Source organism: Pseudoalteromonas nanhaiensis (assembly GCF_051235485.1).
Classification (GTDB): Bacteria; Pseudomonadota; Gammaproteobacteria; order Enterobacterales; family Alteromonadaceae; genus Pseudoalteromonas; species Pseudoalteromonas lipolytica_C.
Window position 1 is genome coordinate 30,419 of the sequence record NZ_JBPNYQ010000008.1, and the last position, 23,085, is coordinate 53,503.

General features: G+C 43.6%; 17 protein-coding genes. 4 read left to right on the forward strand and 13 right to left on the reverse strand.

Annotated elements, in window-relative coordinates; genetic code table 11:
• Position 1 precedes the first annotated feature (1 nt).
• The 3 genes from ACSFVZ_RS09305 to ACSFVZ_RS09315 all read left to right on the forward strand — a co-directional run bounded on the left by ACSFVZ_RS09305 (position 2) and on the right by ACSFVZ_RS09315 (position 5,776).
• Positions 2–1,858 (forward strand): sensor domain-containing diguanylate cyclase, encoded by a 1,857-nt coding sequence (locus ACSFVZ_RS09305; protein WP_435558670.1) that lies wholly within the window; start codon positions 2–4, stop codon positions 1,856–1,858.
• A gap of 13 nt (positions 1,859–1,871) precedes the next feature.
• Positions 1,872–2,888, forward strand: a complete 1,017-nt coding sequence (hemB, locus tag ACSFVZ_RS09310) for a porphobilinogen synthase (RefSeq protein WP_235383731.1) — start codon at positions 1,872–1,874, stop codon at positions 2,886–2,888.
• Between the two features lie 125 nt (positions 2,889–3,013).
• Positions 3,014–5,776 carry an ExeM/NucH family extracellular endonuclease gene (locus ACSFVZ_RS09315; protein WP_435558671.1) on the forward strand — a complete coding sequence of 921 codons (2,763 nt, stop codon included), beginning with the start codon at positions 3,014–3,016 and terminating at the stop codon, positions 5,774–5,776.
• Between the two features lie 70 nt (positions 5,777–5,846).
• Here the strand turns inward: ACSFVZ_RS09315 and ACSFVZ_RS09320 are convergent, their stop codons facing one another.
• The 13 genes from ACSFVZ_RS09320 to ACSFVZ_RS09380 all read right to left on the reverse strand — a co-directional run bounded on the left by ACSFVZ_RS09320 (position 5,847) and on the right by ACSFVZ_RS09380 (position 20,458).
• Positions 5,847–6,245 carry a hypothetical protein gene (locus ACSFVZ_RS09320; RefSeq protein ID WP_135922980.1) on the reverse strand — a complete coding sequence of 133 codons (399 nt, stop codon included), beginning with the start codon at positions 6,243–6,245 and terminating at the stop codon, positions 5,847–5,849.
• 398 nt (positions 6,246–6,643) lie between these two features.
• Positions 6,644–8,731 (reverse strand): elongation factor G, encoded by a 2,088-nt coding sequence (gene fusA / locus ACSFVZ_RS09325; RefSeq protein ID WP_135922981.1) that lies wholly within the window; start codon positions 8,729–8,731, stop codon positions 6,644–6,646.
• Between the two features lie 209 nt (positions 8,732–8,940).
• Positions 8,941–9,669, reverse strand: coding sequence for a response regulator (locus ACSFVZ_RS09330; protein WP_135922982.1), 729 nt, complete (start codon positions 9,667–9,669; stop codon positions 8,941–8,943).
• Between the two features lie 36 nt (positions 9,670–9,705).
• Positions 9,706–11,328, reverse strand: a complete 1,623-nt coding sequence (locus tag ACSFVZ_RS09335; protein WP_281546744.1) for an ATP-binding protein — start codon at positions 11,326–11,328, stop codon at positions 9,706–9,708.
• 14 nt (positions 11,329–11,342) lie between these two features.
• Positions 11,343–12,881: a tripartite tricarboxylate transporter permease gene (locus tag ACSFVZ_RS09340; RefSeq protein WP_235383361.1), complete on the reverse strand. Its 1,539-nt coding sequence runs from the start codon at positions 12,879–12,881 to the stop codon at positions 11,343–11,345.
• Between the two features lie 3 nt (positions 12,882–12,884).
• On the reverse strand, positions 12,885–13,349 hold the full coding sequence (locus tag ACSFVZ_RS09345) for a tripartite tricarboxylate transporter TctB family protein (RefSeq protein WP_062567509.1): 465 nt from the start codon (positions 13,347–13,349) through the stop codon (positions 12,885–12,887).
• Positions 13,350–13,358: 9 nt separating this feature from the next.
• Positions 13,359–14,324, reverse strand: coding sequence for a Bug family tripartite tricarboxylate transporter substrate binding protein (locus ACSFVZ_RS09350; protein ID WP_435558673.1), 966 nt, complete (start codon positions 14,322–14,324; stop codon positions 13,359–13,361).
• A 12-nt stretch (positions 14,325–14,336) separates the two neighbouring features.
• Complete coding sequence (locus ACSFVZ_RS09355) at positions 14,337–15,578, reverse strand: OprO/OprP family phosphate-selective porin (protein WP_435558674.1); 1,242 nt, start codon at positions 15,576–15,578, stop codon at positions 14,337–14,339.
• 227 nt (positions 15,579–15,805) lie between these two features.
• Complete coding sequence (locus tag ACSFVZ_RS09360) at positions 15,806–16,465, reverse strand: 3-oxoacid CoA-transferase subunit B (RefSeq protein ID WP_130050233.1); 660 nt, start codon at positions 16,463–16,465, stop codon at positions 15,806–15,808.
• Positions 16,466–16,476: 11 nt separating this feature from the next.
• Complete coding sequence (locus ACSFVZ_RS09365; protein WP_119853699.1) at positions 16,477–17,184, reverse strand: CoA transferase subunit A; 708 nt, start codon at positions 17,182–17,184, stop codon at positions 16,477–16,479.
• A 9-nt stretch (positions 17,185–17,193) separates the two neighbouring features.
• On the reverse strand, positions 17,194–17,955 hold the full coding sequence (locus ACSFVZ_RS09370) for a 3-hydroxybutyrate dehydrogenase (protein ID WP_054552326.1): 762 nt from the start codon (positions 17,953–17,955) through the stop codon (positions 17,194–17,196).
• A gap of 4 nt (positions 17,956–17,959) precedes the next feature.
• Positions 17,960–19,147 carry an E22 family MetX-like putative esterase gene (locus ACSFVZ_RS09375; RefSeq protein ID WP_435558676.1) on the reverse strand — a complete coding sequence of 396 codons (1,188 nt, stop codon included), beginning with the start codon at positions 19,145–19,147 and terminating at the stop codon, positions 17,960–17,962.
• Between the two features lie 9 nt (positions 19,148–19,156).
• The gene (locus tag ACSFVZ_RS09380; RefSeq protein WP_054552324.1) at positions 19,157–20,458 is read right to left on the reverse strand and encodes a GntP family permease; all 1,302 of its coding nucleotides are present in this window, start codon (positions 20,456–20,458) and stop codon (positions 19,157–19,159) included.
• A gap of 295 nt (positions 20,459–20,753) precedes the next feature.
• Between ACSFVZ_RS09380 and ACSFVZ_RS09385 the strand changes: the two genes are divergently transcribed.
• Positions 20,754–23,045, forward strand: a complete 2,292-nt coding sequence (locus tag ACSFVZ_RS09385; protein WP_138558105.1) for a TonB-dependent receptor — start codon at positions 20,754–20,756, stop codon at positions 23,043–23,045.
• The last annotated feature ends 40 nt before the right edge of the window (positions 23,046–23,085 follow it).

The following is a 23,085-nucleotide window of genomic DNA, read 5'->3' on the forward strand; positions in this document are numbered from 1 at the left end:
GATGAAGCGCCTATGGTCACTATGTGGCTTACTCTTCGTTGTTTTTTTTACTCCCTACTTGCTGGCTAACTCGATTACCGTTGGCCCACACTTTAAGTCTCTTCATTCGCTAAATGTTGAGTACACGCTTGATCCCATTACAAAGCAACAAGCATTAACGAATCATAACGTGTCTTGGCAAACTAACCATGGCAAAACGCTCAACCTAGGTATGAACTTAAGTCCTTTGTGGCTAAAGCTGCCAATTGAAAATACATCGTTACATGACTTGCCGCTGATTTTATCTATTGATAACCCGTTACTAGACGAAGTGAGTGTATTTCACCTGCAAGGTGATCATGTCAAATTCAGCACGCGAATTGGTGATGCACTTCCTTTAGAAAATCGACAAATTAAGAATGAATCACTCCTCGTGTCTTTGACGCTTCCTAAAGCAAGTCATTCAGTTGTTTATTTAAGAGTTAAAAATAACGGCGGCCTAAGAGTGCCTTTAAGTCTGTGGGAACCCTCTGAGTACCTAAAACATAAGAGTAAATTCAATTTACTTTATGGTTTACTGGTGGGTTTTATTCTCTCTTTAGCAATCACTAATTTAGTGCTTTATGGTTTTTCAAGGCGCAGCTATTTTGCCTATACTGGCTTTTTGCTGATGTTGTTATGGCTATCACTCGCCTACCTTTATGGCTTTGGCTATCGTTACCTGCAACCTAGTGGGGCATCATTTCAGCAATTAACAATTCCAAGCTTGTTTTTTATTTGCTGTGCACTGTTTGTCCCCTTACAACGTTACATTTTTAGAGCAGAAAAGACTCGCTTAAGCCGCGTGCAAAATTGGTTTGCATGGAGTGTTGTTGCCACCACTTTCGTGTTATGGCTTTTACCTGTTTATGTTGCAATTTCGCTATGCTTATTAAGCTTACCTATTCTGCTATTTGCCTTCACAGCGATAGCAATTAAGCAGTTTAATCGCGACTATAAACAGCCATGTATTGCCTTTATTATTGGGCTATTAGCATTTTGTTCTGCCATTATTTACAGTGCATTTGCTGTATTTAATCCATTCAATTTATATATCAATGAGCAATCTCTGATCTTCATTTTCTTTTTAATTTGCAGCTTGAGTTTGAGCTATGCTGTTATAAAGCTTTTTATAATGCAACGAGATGCAGAAGTAGCCGCACAACAGACAGCTTTGGCGCAAAGTAAAGCACAAGATATCCTGATGCAAGAACGCTTAGAGCTTCAAGAACAAGCGCGACAAAACCTAGAAGCCAATATTGAAGAACGTACTTTCGAGCTACAAGTCACTCTGCGCGAGCTTGAGGAGAAAAACCGCGAACTTGAACAGCTCAATATGGAAGATGCGCTGACCAAAACCAAAAACCGCCGTTACTTTGATAAGAAACTACTAATGGATGTTCGTCGCTCTCGCCGAGAACAAACGCCATTGGCCATTATTATGTTCGATATCGATCATTTTAAAGCAATTAATGATACTTATGGCCATTTAACCGGTGATCAAACAATTCAAGCAGCTGCCAATATCATCAAAGCACATTTAAAACGGCCACTTGATGAAGTTGCTCGTTATGGCGGTGAAGAATTTGTAGTACTTTTACCCAATACTCCACTCGATGGAGCCATAGAAATTGCTGAACAAATACGCAATTCGGCTGAGAATGCTGATATAATAGTGGCCGGAACAACGCTCAAATTTACTTTAAGCGCAGGTGTTTACAGTGCAATAGCTGATGACATCAATCATCCAAGTTTATTTACTGACTATGCCGATAAAGCCTTATATCATGCCAAGCAAACAGGGCGTAATCGGGTAGTGAGTTATCCTCTACCAGACTAGGAGTACACAACGAATGGCCCAATCAGGACTCGACCTTTTCCCTTATACACGTATGCGCCGCATGCGTCGTGATGACTTCTCTCGTCGCCTAATGGCTGAAAACCAACTAACCGTTAATGACCTTATTTTTCCTGTATTTGTGTTAGAAGGTAAAAACCGCCGCGAAGCCATTGAGTCTATGCCAGGCATTGACCGTCTTTCTATTGATTTACTACTTGAAGAAGCAAAAGAACTCGTTGAATTAGGTGTGCCAGCAGTGGCGATTTTCCCAGTAACACCGAGCGATAAAAAATCGTTGCTGGCTGAAGAAGCCTATAACCCAGATGCATTAGCGCAGCGAACAGTACGTGCATTAAAAGAAGCATTTCCTGAACTTGGTGTGATCACTGATGTTGCGCTTGACCCTTTCACCGTGCATGGTCAGGATGGCATCATTGATGAAAATGGTTATGTGATTAATGATGTAACAACTGAAATTTTAGTTAAGCAAGCATTGTCACATGCTGAAGCAGGCGCTGATGTAGTTGCACCTTCAGACATGATGGATGGTCGCATCGGTGCAATTCGTGAAGCATTAGAAGCCGAAGGCCATATCCATACTCGCATTATGGCTTACTCTGCTAAATACGCTTCAAGCTATTATGGACCATTCCGTGATGCGGTAGGCTCAGCAGGTAATTTAAAAGGTGCCGACAAAAAAACCTATCAAATGGATCCAGCAAATTCAGATGAAGCCTTGCGTGAAGTAGCGTTAGATCTACAAGAGGGTGCAGATATGGTTATGGTTAAACCTGGCATGCCATATTTAGATGTTGTACGTCGTGTGAAAGACGAGTTTGGCGTACCAACATTTGCTTATCAAGTGAGCGGTGAATATGCCATGCATAAAGCGGCTATTGATAACGGCTGGCTTGCAGAAGAAGCAATAATCATGGAGTCGTTATTAGCATTTAAACGTGCTGGCGCCGATGGCATTCTTACTTACTTTGCTAAACAAGCAGCCCAATGGTTGAAAAACAACCAACGCTAAGTTAGATATATAAAACGGTACAACTATTACCGTTTTATTAACAATTTGTATTTAATTTGTCATAGATTTTCCTTAAAGTATGTGTCCCATTTTGGGACTATTAACTTACATACACGGGAAAAATAATGATAAAGACTAAATTGACGCCGCTCGCGCTTGTAATTGCAAGCCTGAGCGCGCCGGCTTCAGCTAACCTAATCATCTCTGAATACGTTGAAGGAAGTTCTAACAATAAAGCGGTAGAACTATACAACACCTCAGGTGCAGAACTATCGCTTGATGGTTACACCATTTCTTTATACTCAAATGGTAATGGCGATCTTAGTGCTCCTAATAACACCTTAGATTTAACTGGTACACTTGCCGCAAATGCGACTTACGTTATTGTAAACCCAAGCTCTGCAGATGAATTAAAAGCAAAAGGCAATACCGAATCAACAATCACTTATTTCAACGGTGATGATGCATTAGTTCTTACTAAAGACGGCGCAATTGTTGATAGCTTTGGCCAACTAGGTGTTGATCCAGGTTCAGCATGGAATGAAGGCGGCGTTTCTACACAAAATAAAACTCTACGCCGTAAAGCAAGCGTGACCACGGGTCGTACTGATGCAACATCAGCATTCAATCCAAGCGATGAGTGGCAACAATTCGACCAAGACGATTTCAGCAATATTGGTTTATACGGTAATAGCACAGAGCCAACACCTGAACCCGATCCAGTAACACCACTTGAGTGTGGCGCAACAAAAACGCTAATTAGCGCAATTCAAGGTGAAGGGGGTGATAGCCCACTAATTAACACTGAGGTCGAAGTTGAAGGTGTTGTTACAGCTGACTTCCAAGGTGATGAGCAACTAAAAGGTTTCTTCATTAGCTCACTGGCTGCTGATGTTGATACAAACCCACTTACCTCTGAAGGTGTATTCGTTTATTTCGCAGATACCGACGTTGCTGTTGGTGACCACGTACGTGTTAAAGGTAGCGTGGCTGAATACTTCAGCGCAACACAGCTAGGCGATGTTAGCCAAGTAGAGATCTGTGCGACAGGTTTATCTACCGATGCAACCGCTATCACTCTGCCAGTTGCCAACGTTGCAGACCTTGAAGCTTACGAAGGTATGTTAGTTACCATAGCGCAACCTCTCGTGGTTAATAACAACTACGGTCTTGGTCGCTATGGTGAAGTTGACTTAGGTACTGAACGTTTATACCAAGGTACTCAAGTTGCGCTGCCAGGCGATGCAGCCAATGCTGTTGAAACTGAAAACCTGAAAAAACAAATCTTACTTGATGATGGTTCAACAAAACAAAATCTTGACCCAATTGCCTATCCTGGCACTGGTCTTGATGCCTATAACACATTACGTTTAGGTGACAATGTTAATACTATTACCGGTGTGATGGGCTACAGCTTCGACCGTTACCGTATTCACCCGACAGTACAACCTGAGTTTATTGCATCAAACCCGCGTACAGATGCACCAGAGCTTGCAGAAGGTGCTGATTTACGAGTAGCTAGCTTTAACGTATTAAACTACTTTAATGGCGACGGTCAAGGCGGTGGCTTCCCAACAAGCCGTGGAGCAGACAGCGAAGAAGAGTTTATTCGTCAGCAAGCGAAAATCGTTAGCGCAATCACTGCTATTCAGGCGGATGTAATCGGTTTAATGGAAATCGAAAACGATGGTTTCGGTGAAAACAGTGCTATCGCCACCCTCGTTGCAGCACTCAATGATGAAGATACAGAAAATAGTTACGCTTTTGTGGACTTTGAAGTTGATCAAATTGGTACTGATGCAATCACAACAGCACTGATTTATCGCTCAAATAAAGTAACTGAAGTTGGTAAGGCTGCTCATACCACAGTAGCACCTTTCGATTACAGCAATCGCCCGCCAATTGCACAAAGCTTCCAATCGCTTGAAAGCGAAGAAATCTTCACGGTTGCAGTTGCACACTTAAAATCTAAAGGTGGCTGTGGCAGCGCTGAGGGCAACAATGCTGACTTAGGTGATGGCCAAGCATGTTGGAATGAAATCCGTGTTGCAGGTGCCAATGCGTATGCCGATTGGTTAGCGACTTACCCAACTGACATTGAAGATGAAGACATCATCTTAGTAGGTGATATGAACGCTTATGCAATGGAAGATCCAATCCGTGCATTTGCAGATAAAGGCCTTAAGAGTGCAGTTGCTGAATTAGACGGCGACACCTTAGGTTACTCTTATAGCTTCTCTGGCAGAATTGGTAGCCTTGACCACGCACTAGTATCTGAGTCATTACTTGGCAAAGTCGTTGCGGCGACAGATTGGCACATTAATGCGGACGAACCAATCAGCCTAGACTATAACCTTGAATTTAAGTCTTCAACACAGCAAGCTGGTCTTTATGCTGATAACGCATACCGTGCATCAGACCATGATCCTGTGATTGTTGATATTAAATCTGCAGAGCCTATTCCTGCAGAGCAGGCGCCAGTAATCGAGGCAAACCAAACGTTTAATATTGTTGAAAATAGCGAGGTAGGTACTGTTATTGGACAACTTGTATTCTCTGATGGTGATGCTGATTACACACCTGTTGTAAGCTTTAATATTACTGGTGAGCATGCTGATGCAATCGCAATCAGCGCAACAGGTGAAATCACTGTAGCTAAAGTACTTGATTACGAACAACAAGATACATTAACACTCATGGTTCGTGCTGAAGATAGTGCGGGTAACTTGTCACAAGAGCAGCAACTTAACATCAATATCACTAACGATGAAGCAGATGATACTCCTGACGAAGTTGAAGAACAGCCGAAAGATAATGATTCAGGTTCATTTGCTTGGTTAAGCTTACTTTCTTTACCATTTGTATTACGCCGTCGTATGAAAAAATAGACTGCAAAATCAATAACTAAAAAGGCCGCTTTTGCGGCCTTTTTAATTTTTTAATGGAGTAACAGGATGCTTAAATTGCTTCTTTACGTTGCTCATCTGGTTGGTAGAGAGCTGTTATTGCGCTCTGTTGCTGCTCATCGATTTGCCAATTAAAAAAGCTATATGTTTTACCATTCTCAAGAAAAACCTTAAATATTGTCATAAAGGTCGTTGATTTAAACTCTACACCCTTGATGTCTTCAGCATTGATATAACGCTTGCCTATGCCCAATGAATAGCATATTCCCGCATTGTAACAATACAAAAAACGCATCCCTAACAAGCTCAATACCGGAAAAAAAAGCAACACAGGTAATATAAAAATTAATAACGAAGCATCAAAAAAACTGCTTATCAATGCAATAAGTATAGCCAGTGCGATCGTGCTTCCTTGTAAAATCCAATTCGGACCTAACTTAATCGTTTTCATGAGTATAAATCTTTAATTGATAGTTAAAAGGTGAAAATTAATACAAAATAACTAAAAAACAGGTTGATTTTGCAATTCTACACAGGTCAAAATAGGTACACAAGCGAATAAAAACGACTTAGCCTGCGTCTTTCTACTTTTAGAGTGCAACTCCCTAAAAGTACTGTCTTTTATCTCAACATTAATTTTGTATGAAAATAATATTAAAAAACACCAACCCACACTTTAGAATCAACGAAAAACAAAAATAATAACTAAAGGATGAGTTGCGGTGGATACAATAATCAAGAAGGACTGAATAAAAGGTTAATACCAGTACACTTAATTAAGTGATCGATTTTGAGGAAATAAAAAACCCGCAACAAGTGCGGGTTTTTTTAAAGAAGTTAAAAGGCTAATTACTTAGCAGCTTTTTTCTCTTTTTCTGCAGCGATTACAGTTTCAGCTACGTTCTGTGGACATGGTGCGTAGTGTGAGAACTCCATAGAGAACTGACCACGACCAGACGTGATAGTACGTAAGTGACCGATGTAACCGAACATTTCTGAAAGTGGTACTTCACCCTTGATGCGAACGCCCATTGCGCCTGCTTCTTGGTCTTTGATCATACCACGACGACGGTTAAGGTCACCGATTACGTCACCCACGTTGTCTTCTGGAGTGAACACGTCAACTTTCATGATTGGCTCAAGAAGTTGTGCGCCCGCTTTAGGGATAGACTGACGGAAAGCGCCTTTAGCAGCGATTTCGAACGCGATTGCTGATGAGTCAACTGCGTGGAAAGCACCGTCGAAAAGTTCAACTTCAACGTCTAACACTGGGAAGCCAGCTAGAACACCTTCTTGCATCATTGATGCGAAGCCTTTCTCAACTGCAGGCCAGAATTCCTTAGGAACGTTACCACCAACAACTGAAGACGTGAATGTGAAACCTGAGTTAGGCTCACCTGGCTTGATGCGGTAATCGATCTTACCGAATTGACCAGAACCACCAGATTGTTTCTTGTGCGTGTAGCTATCTTCGATTTCTTTCGTGATAGTTTCACGGTAAGCAACCTGAGGTTGACCAACGATTAGGTCTACGCCGTAAGTACGCTTAAGGATATCTACTTTGATATCTAAGTGAAGCTCACCCATACCTTTAAGGATGGTTTCGCCTGAATCTTCGTCAGTTTCAACTTGGAATGAAGGATCTTCTGCAACCATCTTACCGATCGCGATACCCATCTTCTCGTTACCGCCTTTGTCTTTAGGAGCAACAGCGATTGAGATAACTGGATCAGGGAAGATCATCGCTTCAAGAGTACATTCGTGCTTAGGATCACATAGAGTGTGACCAGTTTGAACGTTCTTCATACCAACAACAGCGATGATGTCACCCGCTTGTGCTTCAGTAAGCTCAGTACGCTCGTCAGCTTGCATCTCAACCATACGGCCGATACGCTCTGTTTTACCAGTTGCAGAGTTAAGTACTGTATCACCTTTTTTCATACGACCAGCGTAGATACGGATGAACGTAAGTGCACCGAAACGGTCGTCCATGATCTTGAACGCTAACGCTTTAAGTGGCGCATCTGCATCAACAGTTGCAACTTCACCAGTAGGCTCACCTGTTTCAGGATCAGTTAGAGGCTGTGGATCAACTTCTGTAGGCGCAGGTAGGTAATCTACAACCGCGTCTAGTACTAATTGCATACCTTTGTTTTTGAATGCAGAACCACAGAAAGTTGGGAAGAAAGCAAGGTCACGAGTACCTTTACGGATACACGCTTTGATTTGCTCTAGTGAAGGCATTTCACCTTCCATGTACGCTTCCATTAGGTCGTCGTCTTGCTCAACAGCAGACTCAACTAACATCTCATGGTACTCTTCAACTTTGTCTACCATGTCAGCTGGAACGTCTTGTACTTCGTAGTTTTCAGGAAGACCTGTCTCGTCCCAAACGTATGCTTTTTTCTCAAGTACGTCTACAACACCACAGAATTGGTCTTCGATACCAATTGGTAAAGTCATAACTAGTGGGTTAGCACCAAGTACTTTTTCAACTTGACCAACTACACGGTAGAAGTCAGCACCCATACGGTCTAGTTTGTTTACGAAGATTACACGTGCAACTTCTGATTCGTTCGCATAACGCCAGTTAGTTTCTGACTGTGGCTCAACACCACCAGAACCACAGAATACACCGATACCACCGTCTAATACTTTAAGTGAACGGTATACTTCTACTGTGAAGTCAACGTGTCCCGGAGTATCGATAACGTTTAAGCGGTGGCCTTTCCACTCACAAGTTACAGCTGCTGATTGGATTGTAATACCGCGCTCAGCTTCTTGTTCCATGAAGTCAGTCGTAGACTCACCGTCGTGTACCTCACCAGTCTTATGAATTTTACCCGTAAGCTTAAGGATACGCTCAGTGGTGGTAGTTTTACCCGCGTCAACGTGGGCGAAAATACCAATATTTCTGTACTTCGATAAATCTGCCATTATTTTACTCTTAATAAAGTCGAAAAATTATTCGGCGGGAGTATAGCATTACTTAAAGCGAACATCACCATCGAAGTCGCTTAAAATGCAATCAATTTTATAAAATTTTTCTATGCTCAGGATAAGCGGCACTTTTTATCGTGCCGATTAATGAATTTATATGACTAAAATCGTTAATTGAACGGTAATTTACCCGATAAATGATGCAATTAGCTGTTTGTCATTTTGTAACAGCGCTCGGGTCGGCCAATACTTCCGTAGCTTTGATCAGCACTGACTTGCTCAGCCTCAAGCAGATATTCCAGATAACGTCGGGCTGTTGAGCGACTAACCCCCACTAAATCACCCATTTGCTGAGCAGTAAAAGCCGTGCCAATATTCGCTTTAAAAGCCTTTAAGATCTTTTGCAAAGTGAGCTGATCCACCCCTTTTGGTAACCTAACTGGCGCTTTTAATTGTTCTTGCGATCCAAATAAAGTATCAACCATTGACTGGGTAACTTCATCAGCACCCAACAAACATTGTTGTCTCGCTTCAAATCTTGCCAGCGCTTGATCTAAGCGATTTAGCATTAATGGTTTAACCAAGAAATCACAGGCACCAAGCTGCATAGCCTTTTCAAGAGTTTCTACTTCTTTTGCTGCAGTTAACAGCATTACTTCGCTTTTCATTTCTTCGCGGCGTAGTTCATTGAGTAAATCAAGACCATTGCCATCAGGTAAATGAATATCTAGCAAAATTAAATCAGCATTAATTGCCGATAACAGTGCTTTCGCTGTGGCAAGATTGCCTGCAATACCCACAACCTGATATTGCCCCTGACGCAGTGTTTGCCGTGCCCCTTGTTGGCCAGCAACGCCATGAGGAAGTAATAAGTATTGCGCCAATAACTGGGCAACTTCTACTTCGTCTTCAACAATGACAACCGAGTAAGTCATGTTCTTTACCTTTTATTTATAGGCTGATCGTTTTTATTATTTTGGAATGTAGACACTTAAACGTGCACCCATGAGATCAGACTCACCTATTTCTAAACTACCACGACACGAATCTAAGTTGGTTTTAACCAAATAAAGGCCAATACCATGTTCAGCCCCTGACTTAGAGCTGTATTGTGGTGTAAATACTACATCCTTGTCATCGCCTAAACCAAAGCCACTGTCTTCAACATCAAACAATAATGTTTTACTGGTTTCGTCAACCGTAACACGAACCTTAGGGGTACGTGTATCACTGGCTCTAATAGCAGCTTCAATTGCGTTATCAATCAAATTGCCAAGTATCGAGACAACCCGCTCTAGCATATCTTTACGGGTGATCGATCCTAGTAAGCTGTCTGGATTAAGCTCAAGGATTACATTAAGTTCACGGGCTTTGTGGTATTTACCGACCAGTAAACCAGCTAGCACTGGATCTTGGATCCTTTCGAGTAAGTGATGGATCTGCGCTTGCGAGCCTTTGCTTTCTTGACCAATTAACTCAATGGCCTGCTCTGTTTGCCCCATTTGAATTAACGCACCAATTAAGTTTAGCTTGTTTGAGTAATCATGAGTTTGCACTCGTAATAACTCAGCAAAAGCTTGTACTTTGGTTAATTGCTGCGATAAATATTCAAGCTCATCCGCAGGGCGCATACTCAGCAAAATACCATCAGCCTCACCTTGCACTTGCAATGCATATCGCGACAACACAATGCGTTTATCGGCGGCAAATAATTCAAAACCAACAATCGGACGCTGTTGGTTATGCATTAAAAATTCAGCATGTTCAGGAAGCAAATCTTCAAGCTTAAGTGGCTGATGGATACAGCTGGTCGGTTTACCGAGGATTTCGCAAGCGCGCTGGTTTAAGTTACGTACGTTACCTTCAGGATCGAGGGCGATAATGCCACTACGAACGGTATTCAAAATAGCATCTTGCTCAGAGAACAACCGTGCTATTTCGTCAGGCTGTAAACCAAAAATAGCATTACGTACCCGTTGACCGATATACACCGCAGCCAAAATACTTAAACCAACTAACAACAAGCCCCAAAGCATGATTTCAGCACTACGAGCACGAATAAGCGGTTCAATTGATTGCACTAAAAAGCCAACCGAAACCAAGCCGATAACTTCGCCCTGCTCTGAAAGCACGGGTACTTTGCCACGGATAGATTCGCCCAAACTCCCTTTTGCAATCGAGACATACCGCTCACCACGTAGCGCCGCTTTACTATCACCACCCACCATAGGCTTACCCAGCTTGTCAGAGTCGGGATGAACAATACGGCGGGTATTCCTATCACCGATAACAATAAAGCTCGCTGCGGTGAGTTCACGAATATGCTCTATTTGCGTATTTAACTCATCAAGCCCTTGCTTGGTTTGTAATGCATTTTGCACGTCATCTCGTGAGGCAATGCTGGTTGCGAGCGAAAGTGCTTTATCACCCATGTGGCTATGCAAGCTTTCTGCAGTGATCTGATACACCAAAGCGCCAAACAACACAGCTTGCAAAACACATAGACCGGTAACCCAAATGATGAGTCGCGTTTCTAAGCGCTTAGGTTTTTTAACCATATGCTGAAATGGGTTTAGCTTATTGGTGTATCTCATATCAGTGCCTTGTTCTACGCATGTTGCTCTGCTTGCGTAGCTGCTTTGTCTTTACGACGTTGGACAATATAGTCTTTCAGTGGGAACAACAACACTAAAATCGAAATCACAAAAATACTCAGTGTTAATGGGCGGTCCCATAAAAAGCTCAGCGAGCCATCTGAAATCATCATGGCACGGCGGAAGTTTCGCTCAATCATATCACCGAGGATAAAGCCAAGTAATAAAGGCGCCATCGGGAATGCTAACAATCTAAGCACCAAGGCCACCAGCGCAAAGCCCACCATCATAAATAAATCAAAGGTGTTAAATGACACTAAATACACACCAATTAAGCTGAAGAATAGAATCATCACTGTCAGCACAGATTTAGGCATCGCCAGCACTTTAGCGAAATACGGGATCAACGGCAGATTCAAAATCAGCAGTACAATATTGCCAAAATACATACTGACAATGACTGCCCAAAACACGCTTGGGTTTTCTTGCATTAACATAGGGCCCGGCTGAATACCGTAGGCAATTAATGCACCTAGCATAATTGCTGTGGTACCAGAGCCCGGAATACCTAAAGTCAGTAATGGTACAAATGAGCCCGTACAAGCTGCATTATTAGCTGACTCAGGTGCGGCTAAGCCACGCATCGAGCCCTTACCAAACTTATCTTTTAGTGCCTTTGGAGCAAGGTTGCGTTCAGTGGCATAGGCCATAAAGCTGGCAATCGTTGCCCCTGCGCCCGGTAAAACACCGACAATAAAACCAAGTAAAGATGAACGGCCAACCACAGGAGCCATATCTTTTACTTCTTCTTTGGTTAGTTTTGTTGAACCGATTTTTGGCGTATCAGGATCATCAATTTTTTTATCAGGTTCAGCTTCAGGGCGCGCCACATTAATCAGTGCCTCTGCCAGCGCGAACGTTGCCATTGCCACCAATAAAAAGCTAATTCCATCTAATAAATCAGCTTGGCCAAAGGTAAAGCGCTCGGTACCTGAAGAGGGATCAATACCAATTGTAGCCAGCATTAAACCAAATACCGTCATCATCATAGCTTTTAAAAATTGCCCTTTATTAGAGAATGCGGCAATGGCCGTTAAGCCTAAAAACATCAGTACAACATAATCAGGCGATTGAAAGCTTAATGACACTTTCGCTAATAATGGCGCTGCCACCATCAATAAAATGGCGCCAATCGTACCGCCTATAAAGGATGAATAAGCTGCAATAGCAAGGGCTTTACCTGCCTTACCCTGTTTTGCTAGCGGGTAGCCATCAAATGATGACGCTACCGTCCCCGCCACGCCCGGCGCATTAATTAAAATAGAAGAAGTAGAGCCACCGAATATAGCCCCGTAGTAAACACCCGCCATTAAAATCATGCCCGAATCAGCACCAATGCTGTAAGTGATCGGGATCATCAACGCAATCGCAGTAATTGGACCAAGCCCAGGTAGCATACCGATGAACGTGCCAACAAAGCAGCCAATAATCACATATAACAAGTTGTTCCAGTCGAGTACGGTCGACAAACCTAACATAATTCCATCAAGCATAACTTAACTCCACAAATTGCCAGGTACTAAGTAAATGCCCAGTACTTGTGTCATTAAAAACCAAAAAACCACAGCCACAGGTACAGAAGCAAACAACAACACCGTCTTACGGCGCTCACCCATAATAAAAAAGCCAGCAATTAAAAAGGCACTGGTGGCAATTAAAAAGCCGAACGGTTCAAGCATGGCGCTATAAGCAACCATCAACACCAACAATGCAAAAGTACGTAGTAAGTTGCCCTTACTGAGTAGCTCTGCTTTTTCTGTTGGCGCTTGCTTTAATAAGTTGGCACCGATCGATAGCACGCACACCACGATCCCGAATACTGCATACACTTTTGGTAAGGTTGCAGAAGTAACGCTTTCGTACTCTTCAAATGGCATAAGTGGAATTTGCCAAGCCACAAGGGCGTAGAGGGTAAAGAGGACCAAGAATAAACTTGGTCCTATTAGTTCACGGTTTAACATTGTCTAACCTTAGCCTCGGATAAAACCAAGCTCTTTCATTACAACGCGTAATTGCGCTTCTTGCTGCTCAAGCGATTTAATAAACGCATCTTTTTCTTGAAATAGATTTAGCCAACCATTGCGGGCACGAACCGCTTCCCACTCAGGGGTTTGTTGCAACTTACGTAGCTTTTCTGTGTACTGGGCTAGTTTGTCTGCTGGTAAGTCTGGGGTTGCAAAAAAGCCGCGCCAGTTTACGAATTCCATGTCGTAACCTAGCGACTTTAAGGTTGGAATTGCTGGGTAATCAGGCAATTTATCGGCAGAAGTAACCGCTAAAATACGTGCCTGACCACCATTTGCGACTTCGAGTGCTTCACTTAAGCCTGTTGAAAGTAAGTTGACCTCGCCCGACAATAAACCTGCCTTCGCTTTACCACCAGCATCATAAGGAATGTAACGTAATCGACGACCATCAAGCCCCGCCGCTTTAACCGCTTGTGCAGCCACTAAGTGATCCATGCTGCCGCGCGCAGAGCCACCTGCTACTTTTACAGAGCCTGGGTCTTTTTTCATTGCATCAATAACGTCTTGCCATGTTTTAAATGGCGAGTCATTGCGCACCACAAATGCACCATAATCAGCAATCATGCTGGCAACTGGTGTTAAATCGCGATAGCTGTAAGGAATTTTGCCTGATAATGCACGCAGTACGATAGGCGTTGAGTTAACCATCAACATATCGCCTTTTTTAGTGCCCGACTCAATCAAGTAAGCAATTGCACGGCCCCCCCCGCCGCCCGACATATTCTGAAACGATGCATTATCTTCAATGCCCGCTTTTACCATTGCTTCACCAACACCACGTGCTGTGGTATCCCAACCGCCGCCTGGGCCACCCGGTACCAAAAAGTGTAAGTTTGCTAATGCCAGTGGGCTGGCTACTAATAATGAAGCTGCTAAAACAGATCTTTTTAATGATTTAAACATAGTCATAATGCACGACTCCTAAAATAAGTACTGCATACGAGCACTGATGCCCATACCTGAATCTTCATCACCAACCAGCGTAGAAGCACCGGCACCGTCAACATCGCTGTAAATCAGGTTGCCCATAAATTTAATATCGCTGCTTAGGTAATATGATGTGCCTAATGTATAAGTGGTTACGTCGGTACCTTGTTGTTTGCTGCTGGCATTCATTTGTGACACACGGGCAACAAGCTCCCATGCATCTTTAATCCCTTTTGGTTGTACAAATAACGCTGAACCTGCTTTGTAACGGCGCTGCTCACCGCCTAAGAAATAACTCGCCGAAACATGAAAGCCATCAAAACGCTCACCATCAAGTTCGTTGCTACTATCAACCGTATCGAGGTAACGGCTGGCATATTCAGCCTCTAAAGTGAATGCATTCGCTTGGTAGGCAAATTCAAGACCGCTTTGTGACATGCTATTTAGCGCTGCGGTTTTACCACCGACTGCGTAATCCACTAAGCGAACATTGGTTTCACGCACTTCACCACGGGCAAAACGAGCGCTTAAGTCATTGCCGCCCATATCACGATAAGAGTGCCAAGCACCTATATGAATCACATCACCCGGCGCTGCACTTGACCAAGTTAAGCGACCTGTTATAGCCAATGTTAGTTTATCATCTTCGTCATGGCCCGATGCACCAAACGCGTCGTTTTTGTAAACACCCACCGCGTAACGTAAGCCTGAGTCTTTGAAGTATTGATAAGCCGAGATACCCCAGCGGAAGAAAGGCGAGAAGGTATTAGCAAGGGTGCTGCGCTCAATGGTATTTATGTGTTTAGAACTAGTTAGCGCATTGAGCGACATGTCTTCACGGATTTTACCGGCTTTTATTTTTAAGCCGTTGTCGAATGCATAACGTACCCGCGCTAAGACGATTTCAGCCGTGCCTTCAGAAAATTCGAGTAGTAATTTGTGATCCCAGTTGCCATGTTCACTTTCAACATAAGTACGGATACGACGTGGGAAGAAGTCGCTGCCTCCTGCGCCATCATTGTTGGCATTGTAAGCACCGTCGAAATAGTTGTAATCAAGTTGTACGCGACCCCCAAATTCTAAGTTGAAGCCGCTAGATGTTTTTAATGAATCCACTTCTTTTTGAAGTGCATCGAGTTGTTGTTGTAGTTTTTCAGTGTCGCTTTGTGCGAATGCTGATGTACTTGCTAACGCCGCTGCAACGGCTAAAGCGAGCTGTGTGTTACTAGCTTTCATGAATTACTCCACACCAGATTATAATTATTTGTTGTCGTTGATCGGCCTACTGCAATCGGCGATCTGGTTTGGAGCATAGTGTTAACGATAGATTAACGAAATGTTTAGGGGGTAAGTTGCATTGATGGTGATAAATGGCTTTTTGCTCATAAAATTCATGAACAAAAAGCACATTATTGGGGTTTAGTATAAAATCTAGGCAAATTAGCTGCTTAAAAGTTGCAAAACTAGCTAAAGGTCATCTCAGGAATGTCACCAGAGACAATCAGCTTGCCCTGTGTCTTAGCAATAATCTCATCAACCGAGACTCCTGGGGCACGCTCTAATAAATGAAATGCACCGTCTTTAATTTCTAAAAGTGCCAAATCGGTGATCACTTTATTGATACAACCAACACCCGTTAACGGCAAACTACATTCGGTCAGCAGTTTTGATTCGCCATGCTTATTAGCATGGGTCATAGTACAAATAATGTTTTTAGCGCCAGCCACTAAATCCATCGCACCGCCCATGCCTTTAACCAGCTTTTTCGGGATCATCCAACTGGCAATGTTGCCGTTTTGGTCAACTTCAAACGCACCCAGCACGGTTAAATCAACGTGGCCACCACGGATCATGGCAAAGCTTTCAGCAGAGCTAAAAATAGCCGCCCCCGTTGCAGCGGTGACCGTTTCTTTACCTGCGTTGATCATATCAGCATCAACTTGGTCTGCACTTGGGTATGGCCCCATACCGAGTAAACCATTTTCAGATTGCAGCATCACTTCGATGCCATCAGGGACATAATTAGCGACCAAGGTTGGAATACCTATACCTAAGTTAACGTAGTAACCATCCTGTAGTTCCATCGCCACGCGTTTAGCGATTTGTTCTCGTGATAATGCCATCAGCGTGCTCCTTATTGATTCTCTTGCTTAGTGGTAACTTTCTCGATGCGCTTTTCAAATTCACCTTTAATCACCCGGTCAATATAGATACCCGGCGTGTGAATTTGGCTTGGCTCTAGCTCCCCTGGCTCAACAATTTCTTCAACTTCAAGAACCGTAATTTTGCCAGCGGTTGCTGCCATTGGGTTAAAGTTCATCGCCGTATGACGATAAATGCAGTTACCGTAGCGATCTGCTTTCCACGCTTTAACTATCGCAAAGTCGCCAGTAATGCTTGGCTCCAATAAATAGTCACGACCATTAATATTGCGGGTTTCTTTACCGTCAGCCACAGGAGTACCCACGCCAGTTGCGGTATAAAATGCAGGAATGCCCGCACCGCCAGCACGCATTTTTTCAGCTAAGGTGCCTTGCGGTGTGAGCTCAACTTCTAGTTCACCATTTAATAGCTGCTGCTCAAATAGCGCGTTTTCACCAACGTAAGAGGCAACCATCTTGCTGATTTGCTTATCCTCAAGTAGCACCCCTAAACCAAAACCATCAACACCACAGTTATTCGATACCACGGTTAAACCACGGGTGCCTTGATGTTTAATTTGCGCAATCAGTCCTTCAGGAATACCGCATAAACCAAAACCACCGGCTATCACTGTCATGCCATCTTCAAGGCCAGCCATCGCTTCGCTATAACTTGTAACTACTTTATCAAAACCTGCCATTGGCTCCTCCTATTGTGCAGTCCAACCGCCATCAATGGCGATTGCTTGGGCGGTAATATTGCGTGCTGCATCGGCCATTAAAAAACTAACGGTATGCAGGATCTCATCTAAGCCGATAAATGCTTTTTTCGGCATCGGTGCTAGCATAATCGTGTCGATCACTTGTTGCTCAGAAATGCCATGTTCTTTGGCTTGCGAGGCTATTTGTTGCTCCACAAGCGGCGTTTTTACATAGGCTGGGCACACGGTATTAATCGTGATATTGGCATCGCCAGTTTCGAGTGCCATGGTTTTAGCAAAGCCGATTAAGCCATGTTTTGCAGCGATATAAGCCGACTTATATTTAGATGCCACCATCGCATGGATTGAACCAATATTAATGATGCGACCAAAATCTTGCTCACGCATGCGAGGGAGTACCGCCTTAGTCATCATCGCCGGGCCAACCAGCATAACTTGCTGTAAGAACTGCCATTTATCAGCCGGAAAATCTTCAAGCTTCGCAACGTGCTGAATACCCGCATTATTAATAAGTACATCAATTGGCTGATTAAGCTCAGTGAAAAACTGCTCTATTGCATCACTATCTGCCACATTTAGTGCATACCCTTCGGCGCTGCCGCCTTGTTCAACAATGCCTGCTGCCGCTTGTTGTGCTGCTTGCTGATTTAAATCAGTCACAATAATAGTGTGACCTTGCATCGCCAGTTGCTGGGCAACATAGAGACCAATACCACTTGCTGCACCGGTAATTAAAACTGTTTTGCTCATCGGGCTACTCCTCTAAAAACTCAATGATAAGCTGCGCTTTCGGGGCGATTGAGAAAATGCCATCAAGGTGTCCCCAGCCCCCTTCAATTTCTGAAATCTCAACGTCTTTACCTGCTGCTTTCATTGTGTCAAACACGGTGCGCATGTTTTCAGGGCGAAGCAGTAAGTCGTTCGTTGCGGGTAGTAATAATGTTTTGGCAGAGACATTTTTAAGTGCCGTTGTTAAATCGCTTTGCATACCAGCGGTAAATAGTTGTGATGCCCGGACCAAATAAAGTACATGGTTGGCATCTTGCGTTTTAGCTCGTGCCATTGCGCGCTGAGCGAGTACTTGGTTTAACTTAGGCAAGGTGCGAATGTCTTTTAACGCACCTTCATCCAATACATTAAAGTCAGGGAAGCTCGCGTTATAAATAATTGGATGCATCGCATCTTGCGTAATATTAAGCATGGTTGCTGCTAAGCCATCTAATGGGCGCTCTTTGCCGTAGTAATTACCTTGCTGCCAATTTTTATCTAAACGAATTGGTAACGCCCATTTTTCAAGTGCAGCGACTGTCCATGCATCCATGGTTGCAGCGCCAATCACATGAATTAAACGCTCTACTTTATCTGGGTAACGTGTTGCCCACTCAAGTGCTTGAAACGACCCCATTGATGCACCCATCACAGCATGTAACTTAGTGATACCTAGGCTGTCGAGTAAGCGCTTTTGCACATTCACAAAGTCAGTAATCGTAACCACAGGAAAATCTAAACCATATGGTTTACCTGTTTTTGGATTAGTTGACGCAGGGCCTGTAGTGATGACATTCGGATCATGCCAGTTGGCATTCACTAAAGTATCTGAGCTAATCACATAATATTTATTGGTATCGATAGCTTTACCTGGGCCGATAATCGCATCCCAATAACCCGGTAAGGCATCATCCGCTTTATATTTACCTGCGGCATGAGAAGTACCAGAGAAGTAATGGGTTATTAAAATCACGTTATCTTTATTGGCGTTTAGTTTTCCGTAACTTTCCCAACCAATGTCCACTTGCTCTAAAGTCACACCAGACACAGTGGTAAAATCTTTTGTCGTAAAATGCTGTTTTTCCACCAGCATGGTGTCGGCATTGTTGGCAGCGCCAAACGCAGTGCTACTAAATACAACTAGCCATAGCAAAATTATTAATTTGGTTTTCATTGCTGTTCCTTAAAAGAAAATAAAGAGTCCGAGTGCCAATGCGACACCGATAAGCGGAATAACCGCAGTCAGCGCTGCCATTGACCAATACGCTCGTTGATGCGTTTCTTTACAGATAGCGCGTATTGTAGTGACCACATAACCATTATGCGGCAAGGTATCGAGGGCTCCAGAGCTAATTGCCACTACTCGGTGCAGTTGTTCAGGGTTTACACCCATGTCTAAATAACCCGGTGCGACAAGAGGTAATGCAATGGCTTGCCCGCCTGAAGCAGAGCCTGTTAAGCCAGCAATTACACTGACCGCAACCGCAGCACCAACCAACTCATTCCCCGGCATATGGGTCATCACATCGACAGCGGCGGTAAATGCTGGTGATACTTTCGCCACAGCGCCAAAGCCAACCACAGCAGCGGTATTACCGATTGCCACTAAAGCGCCAGTTGTACCAACATTAATCGCGTTACCCATATCGTGAAAATGCTTGAAGTTAATAATCACAATACTCAGTACACCACCAAGTAAGGCAACAATAAGCGCTGTTTGCTGTAGTACATCATGTAGCGTAAATGATAAAAGTAGCACCACGATCAGCGGGATCACACCCGTAATTGGATGCGGACGACGACGCTCAATAATGACAGGGTCATCATCACGCGCTTCAAAGGTCTCGCCGTTAGCAACGGCCTTTTTGATCATCTTGTTTAACCAAAAGTAACCTGCTGTCGCCATGAATATAGCCACCACTAAGCTCACTTCCCATGCTGCATAAGGCGATGTGCCAAGGTGCTTAACCGGGATCCAGTTTTGAATTTCTGGCGAACCTGCTGAGGTCATGGTAAAGGTCACCGAACCAAATGCCAGCGTTGCTGGAATAAAGCGGCGCGGTAAGTTTGCATCTTTAAACAGACTTAATGCCATTGGATAAACAGAAAACGCAACGATAAAGACGCTCACGCCACCGTAGGTTAAAACTGCACAGGCAATCACAACCGCAAGAACGGCGTGCTTCATACCTAGTTTACCCACAATGTAACTTGCAACACTGTCAGCAGCACCGGTGTCTTCCATGAACTTACCGAATAACGACCCCAGTAAGAACATAAAGAACCACGCACTTAAGAAGCCTGCAAAGCCATCCATATAGGCGTTAATAAAGTTTGTATCTGCCGATACAGGGAAAATGGCCATGCCACTACTAAGTGCAACTAATAGTGCACAGATTGGCGCAGCGATAAATAAATTTACCCCACGCAGCGTTAAAATGATCAGCAGTATCAAACCGCCTAACAGTCCTATCATGCTCAGCATAGACATTCCTATAATTATTGTTATTACACAGATGAGGTGACATCGGAATAATGCCTTCAGTCTTACCCTAAGCGTTCAAAAAATACATAACACTAAGGTACTATCTGCTTTAAAAATAGCTTAATTGCTTGATAAATAAAGGGCTGTGGCGGGTATAGCACTATGGTACTAATTCAATTTTTGCAACTATCTTCTACATTAACTGACAGGTGACACGGGCAAATCTTATTAAGTCTTCGGCAACATCAATGTGAGTGGCCATAAGACTAATGACAACAATAACAAGGAATACAACATGATAAAGCTTAACCCAAAAGTCGCGCCACTTACTCTGGCTGTATCACTTGCTTTGGCAGGTGTCAGTGCTCAAGCGGCAGAACAAGCCGAACCTGCAGCAAAAAAAGGGGAACTTGAACGCATTCAGGTAACAGCACGTAAAACTGTTGAAAACTTGCAAGAAGTTCCTGTCGCAGTCACTTCAGTGGGTGCTGAAGAACTGGCAGAAAACGGCATCGTCGTTATGACCGAAGTTCAGCAGTTCTCGCCAAATACCACCTTGCAAGCAAGCCGTGGTACAAACTCTACTATTACCGCGTTTATTCGTGGTGTAGGTCAGCAAGATCCACTTTGGGGTTATGAGCCGGGTGTAGGTATCTATATTGATGATGTCTACCTTGCTCGCCCTCAAGGTGCCGTACTTGACCTTCTTGATGTGCAACAAATCGAAGTATTACGTGGTCCACAAGGGACGCTTTACGGTAAAAATACCATTGGTGGTGCAATTAAATACGTCACCAAAGAAATGAGCGGTGATGCGACGTTAAACATTCAAGGCACTGTAGGTAGCTATAACCAAAAAGATTTAAAAATTACCGGCCAATTACCGATTGTTGACGAAAAGCTTTACGTAGGGTTTGGTTTTGCAACGCTAAATCGTGATGGCTTTGGTGAGTTTTTAACATCGGCTCTTGATAACCAAGACCGCGAAAACTACAACAAAGACGTAACCGCAGCTCGTGTTACCTTAGAGTACACACCGACCGATGACCTTTTCTTCCGCTTAGCGTGGGATAAAACAGAAGATAAATCTAACGCGAAAGGCGGCTATCGTTTACTGCCTAGTCTACTAACTGATGCGCCAGTGCCAAACAGCGTGTATGACTCATACACCAGCTTGCCTACATGGAACAAAGTTGAACTTGAAGGCTACAGCCTGACTGCACGTTGGGATATGAGTGATAGCACAAGTATTAAATACATAGGTTCAAGCCGCGAAAGTTACTCTCCAACAAATATCGACTTTGACAATACCTCGTTGCCAATTTTCGATGTACCGGCTATTTACGATGATGAGCAAACCACTCACGAGTTACAGCTAAATCATCAAGGGGATAACTACAAGCTTGTATCAGGCCTTTACTATTATGATGGTGAATCATGTGGTCAATTTGAGGCTATTTTAGGTATCTTAGGTCAAAGCCTAGGTGCACCAGGCCTGACTCGTGAAGTAAGCGGTTGTAGTAACTCAAACAGTAAAGCAGCCTATATTCAAGGCTCGATTGATTTAACCGATAAATGGTCAATGACACTTGGCGCGCGTTACACCAAAGATAAAAAAGAAGCACAGGTTAACAACGGCCTCATCTTTGACATTGTTTATCCAGAGTCAGGTTGGGTGCCAGGTTACACTCGACCAGAAGGCCAACTTGTACCAACGGTGCTCGATGATGAAGAAGAGTGGTCACGTTTCACACCGCGTGCAGGTGTTGAATACCAATATTCAAACGACATCATGTTCTTTGCAAGTTATGCGCAAGGCTTTAAGTCAGGTACTTTCAACCCACGTGCAACTACTGCAGAGCCAGCAGCAAAACCAGAAATCGTTGATTCATTCGAAATCGGCATGAAGAGTGAGTGGAACAACAACTTACGTGCAAACGTAACGCTATTCACCCTTGATCATAAAGACCGTCAATATATTTCGGTATTACCGGGCGACAGCGCATCAGATCTAAACCAACGCTTAGGTAACATTGGTGAGTCAACATCAGATGGTATTGAGCTTGAGCTTAACTATGTTGCAACAGAGTCACTCAGTTTTGATGCGTCAGTAGGTTACATCGATAGTAGCTTTGATAACGTAATTGACTACAACCCAGAAACGGGTGAAGCATTCGATAAATCAGATCGCTTTAGTGTATCAAACACACCTGACTTAACCTTTAATCTGGGTGCAACATACCGTATGTACACAGAAATGGGTGACTTTGTTATCAATGGTAACTACTACCACAGAGGTGACTACGCACTATTCGAAGAAGATAGCCTATTAACGCAAGATGCTTACGGTATCTTTAATATGGGTATCACTTGGTACAGCACTGATGGCCACTGGACTGCAGGTCTTTACGGTAAAAACTTAACGGATGAAGAGTACATGATTGGTGGTTACCAGTTCGTAGCGCCTGATCCAACAGACCCAACAGATACCAGCAAATACACCCCAGGTTTAGGTGGTGATAATACGCTGATCGGTTACTACGGCGACCCTCGCACTGTAGCCTTCACTGTTGGTTACCGTTTCTAAAATAGAACCTAAATCCTTGTGTGAGAAAGGTTTGTCTGAA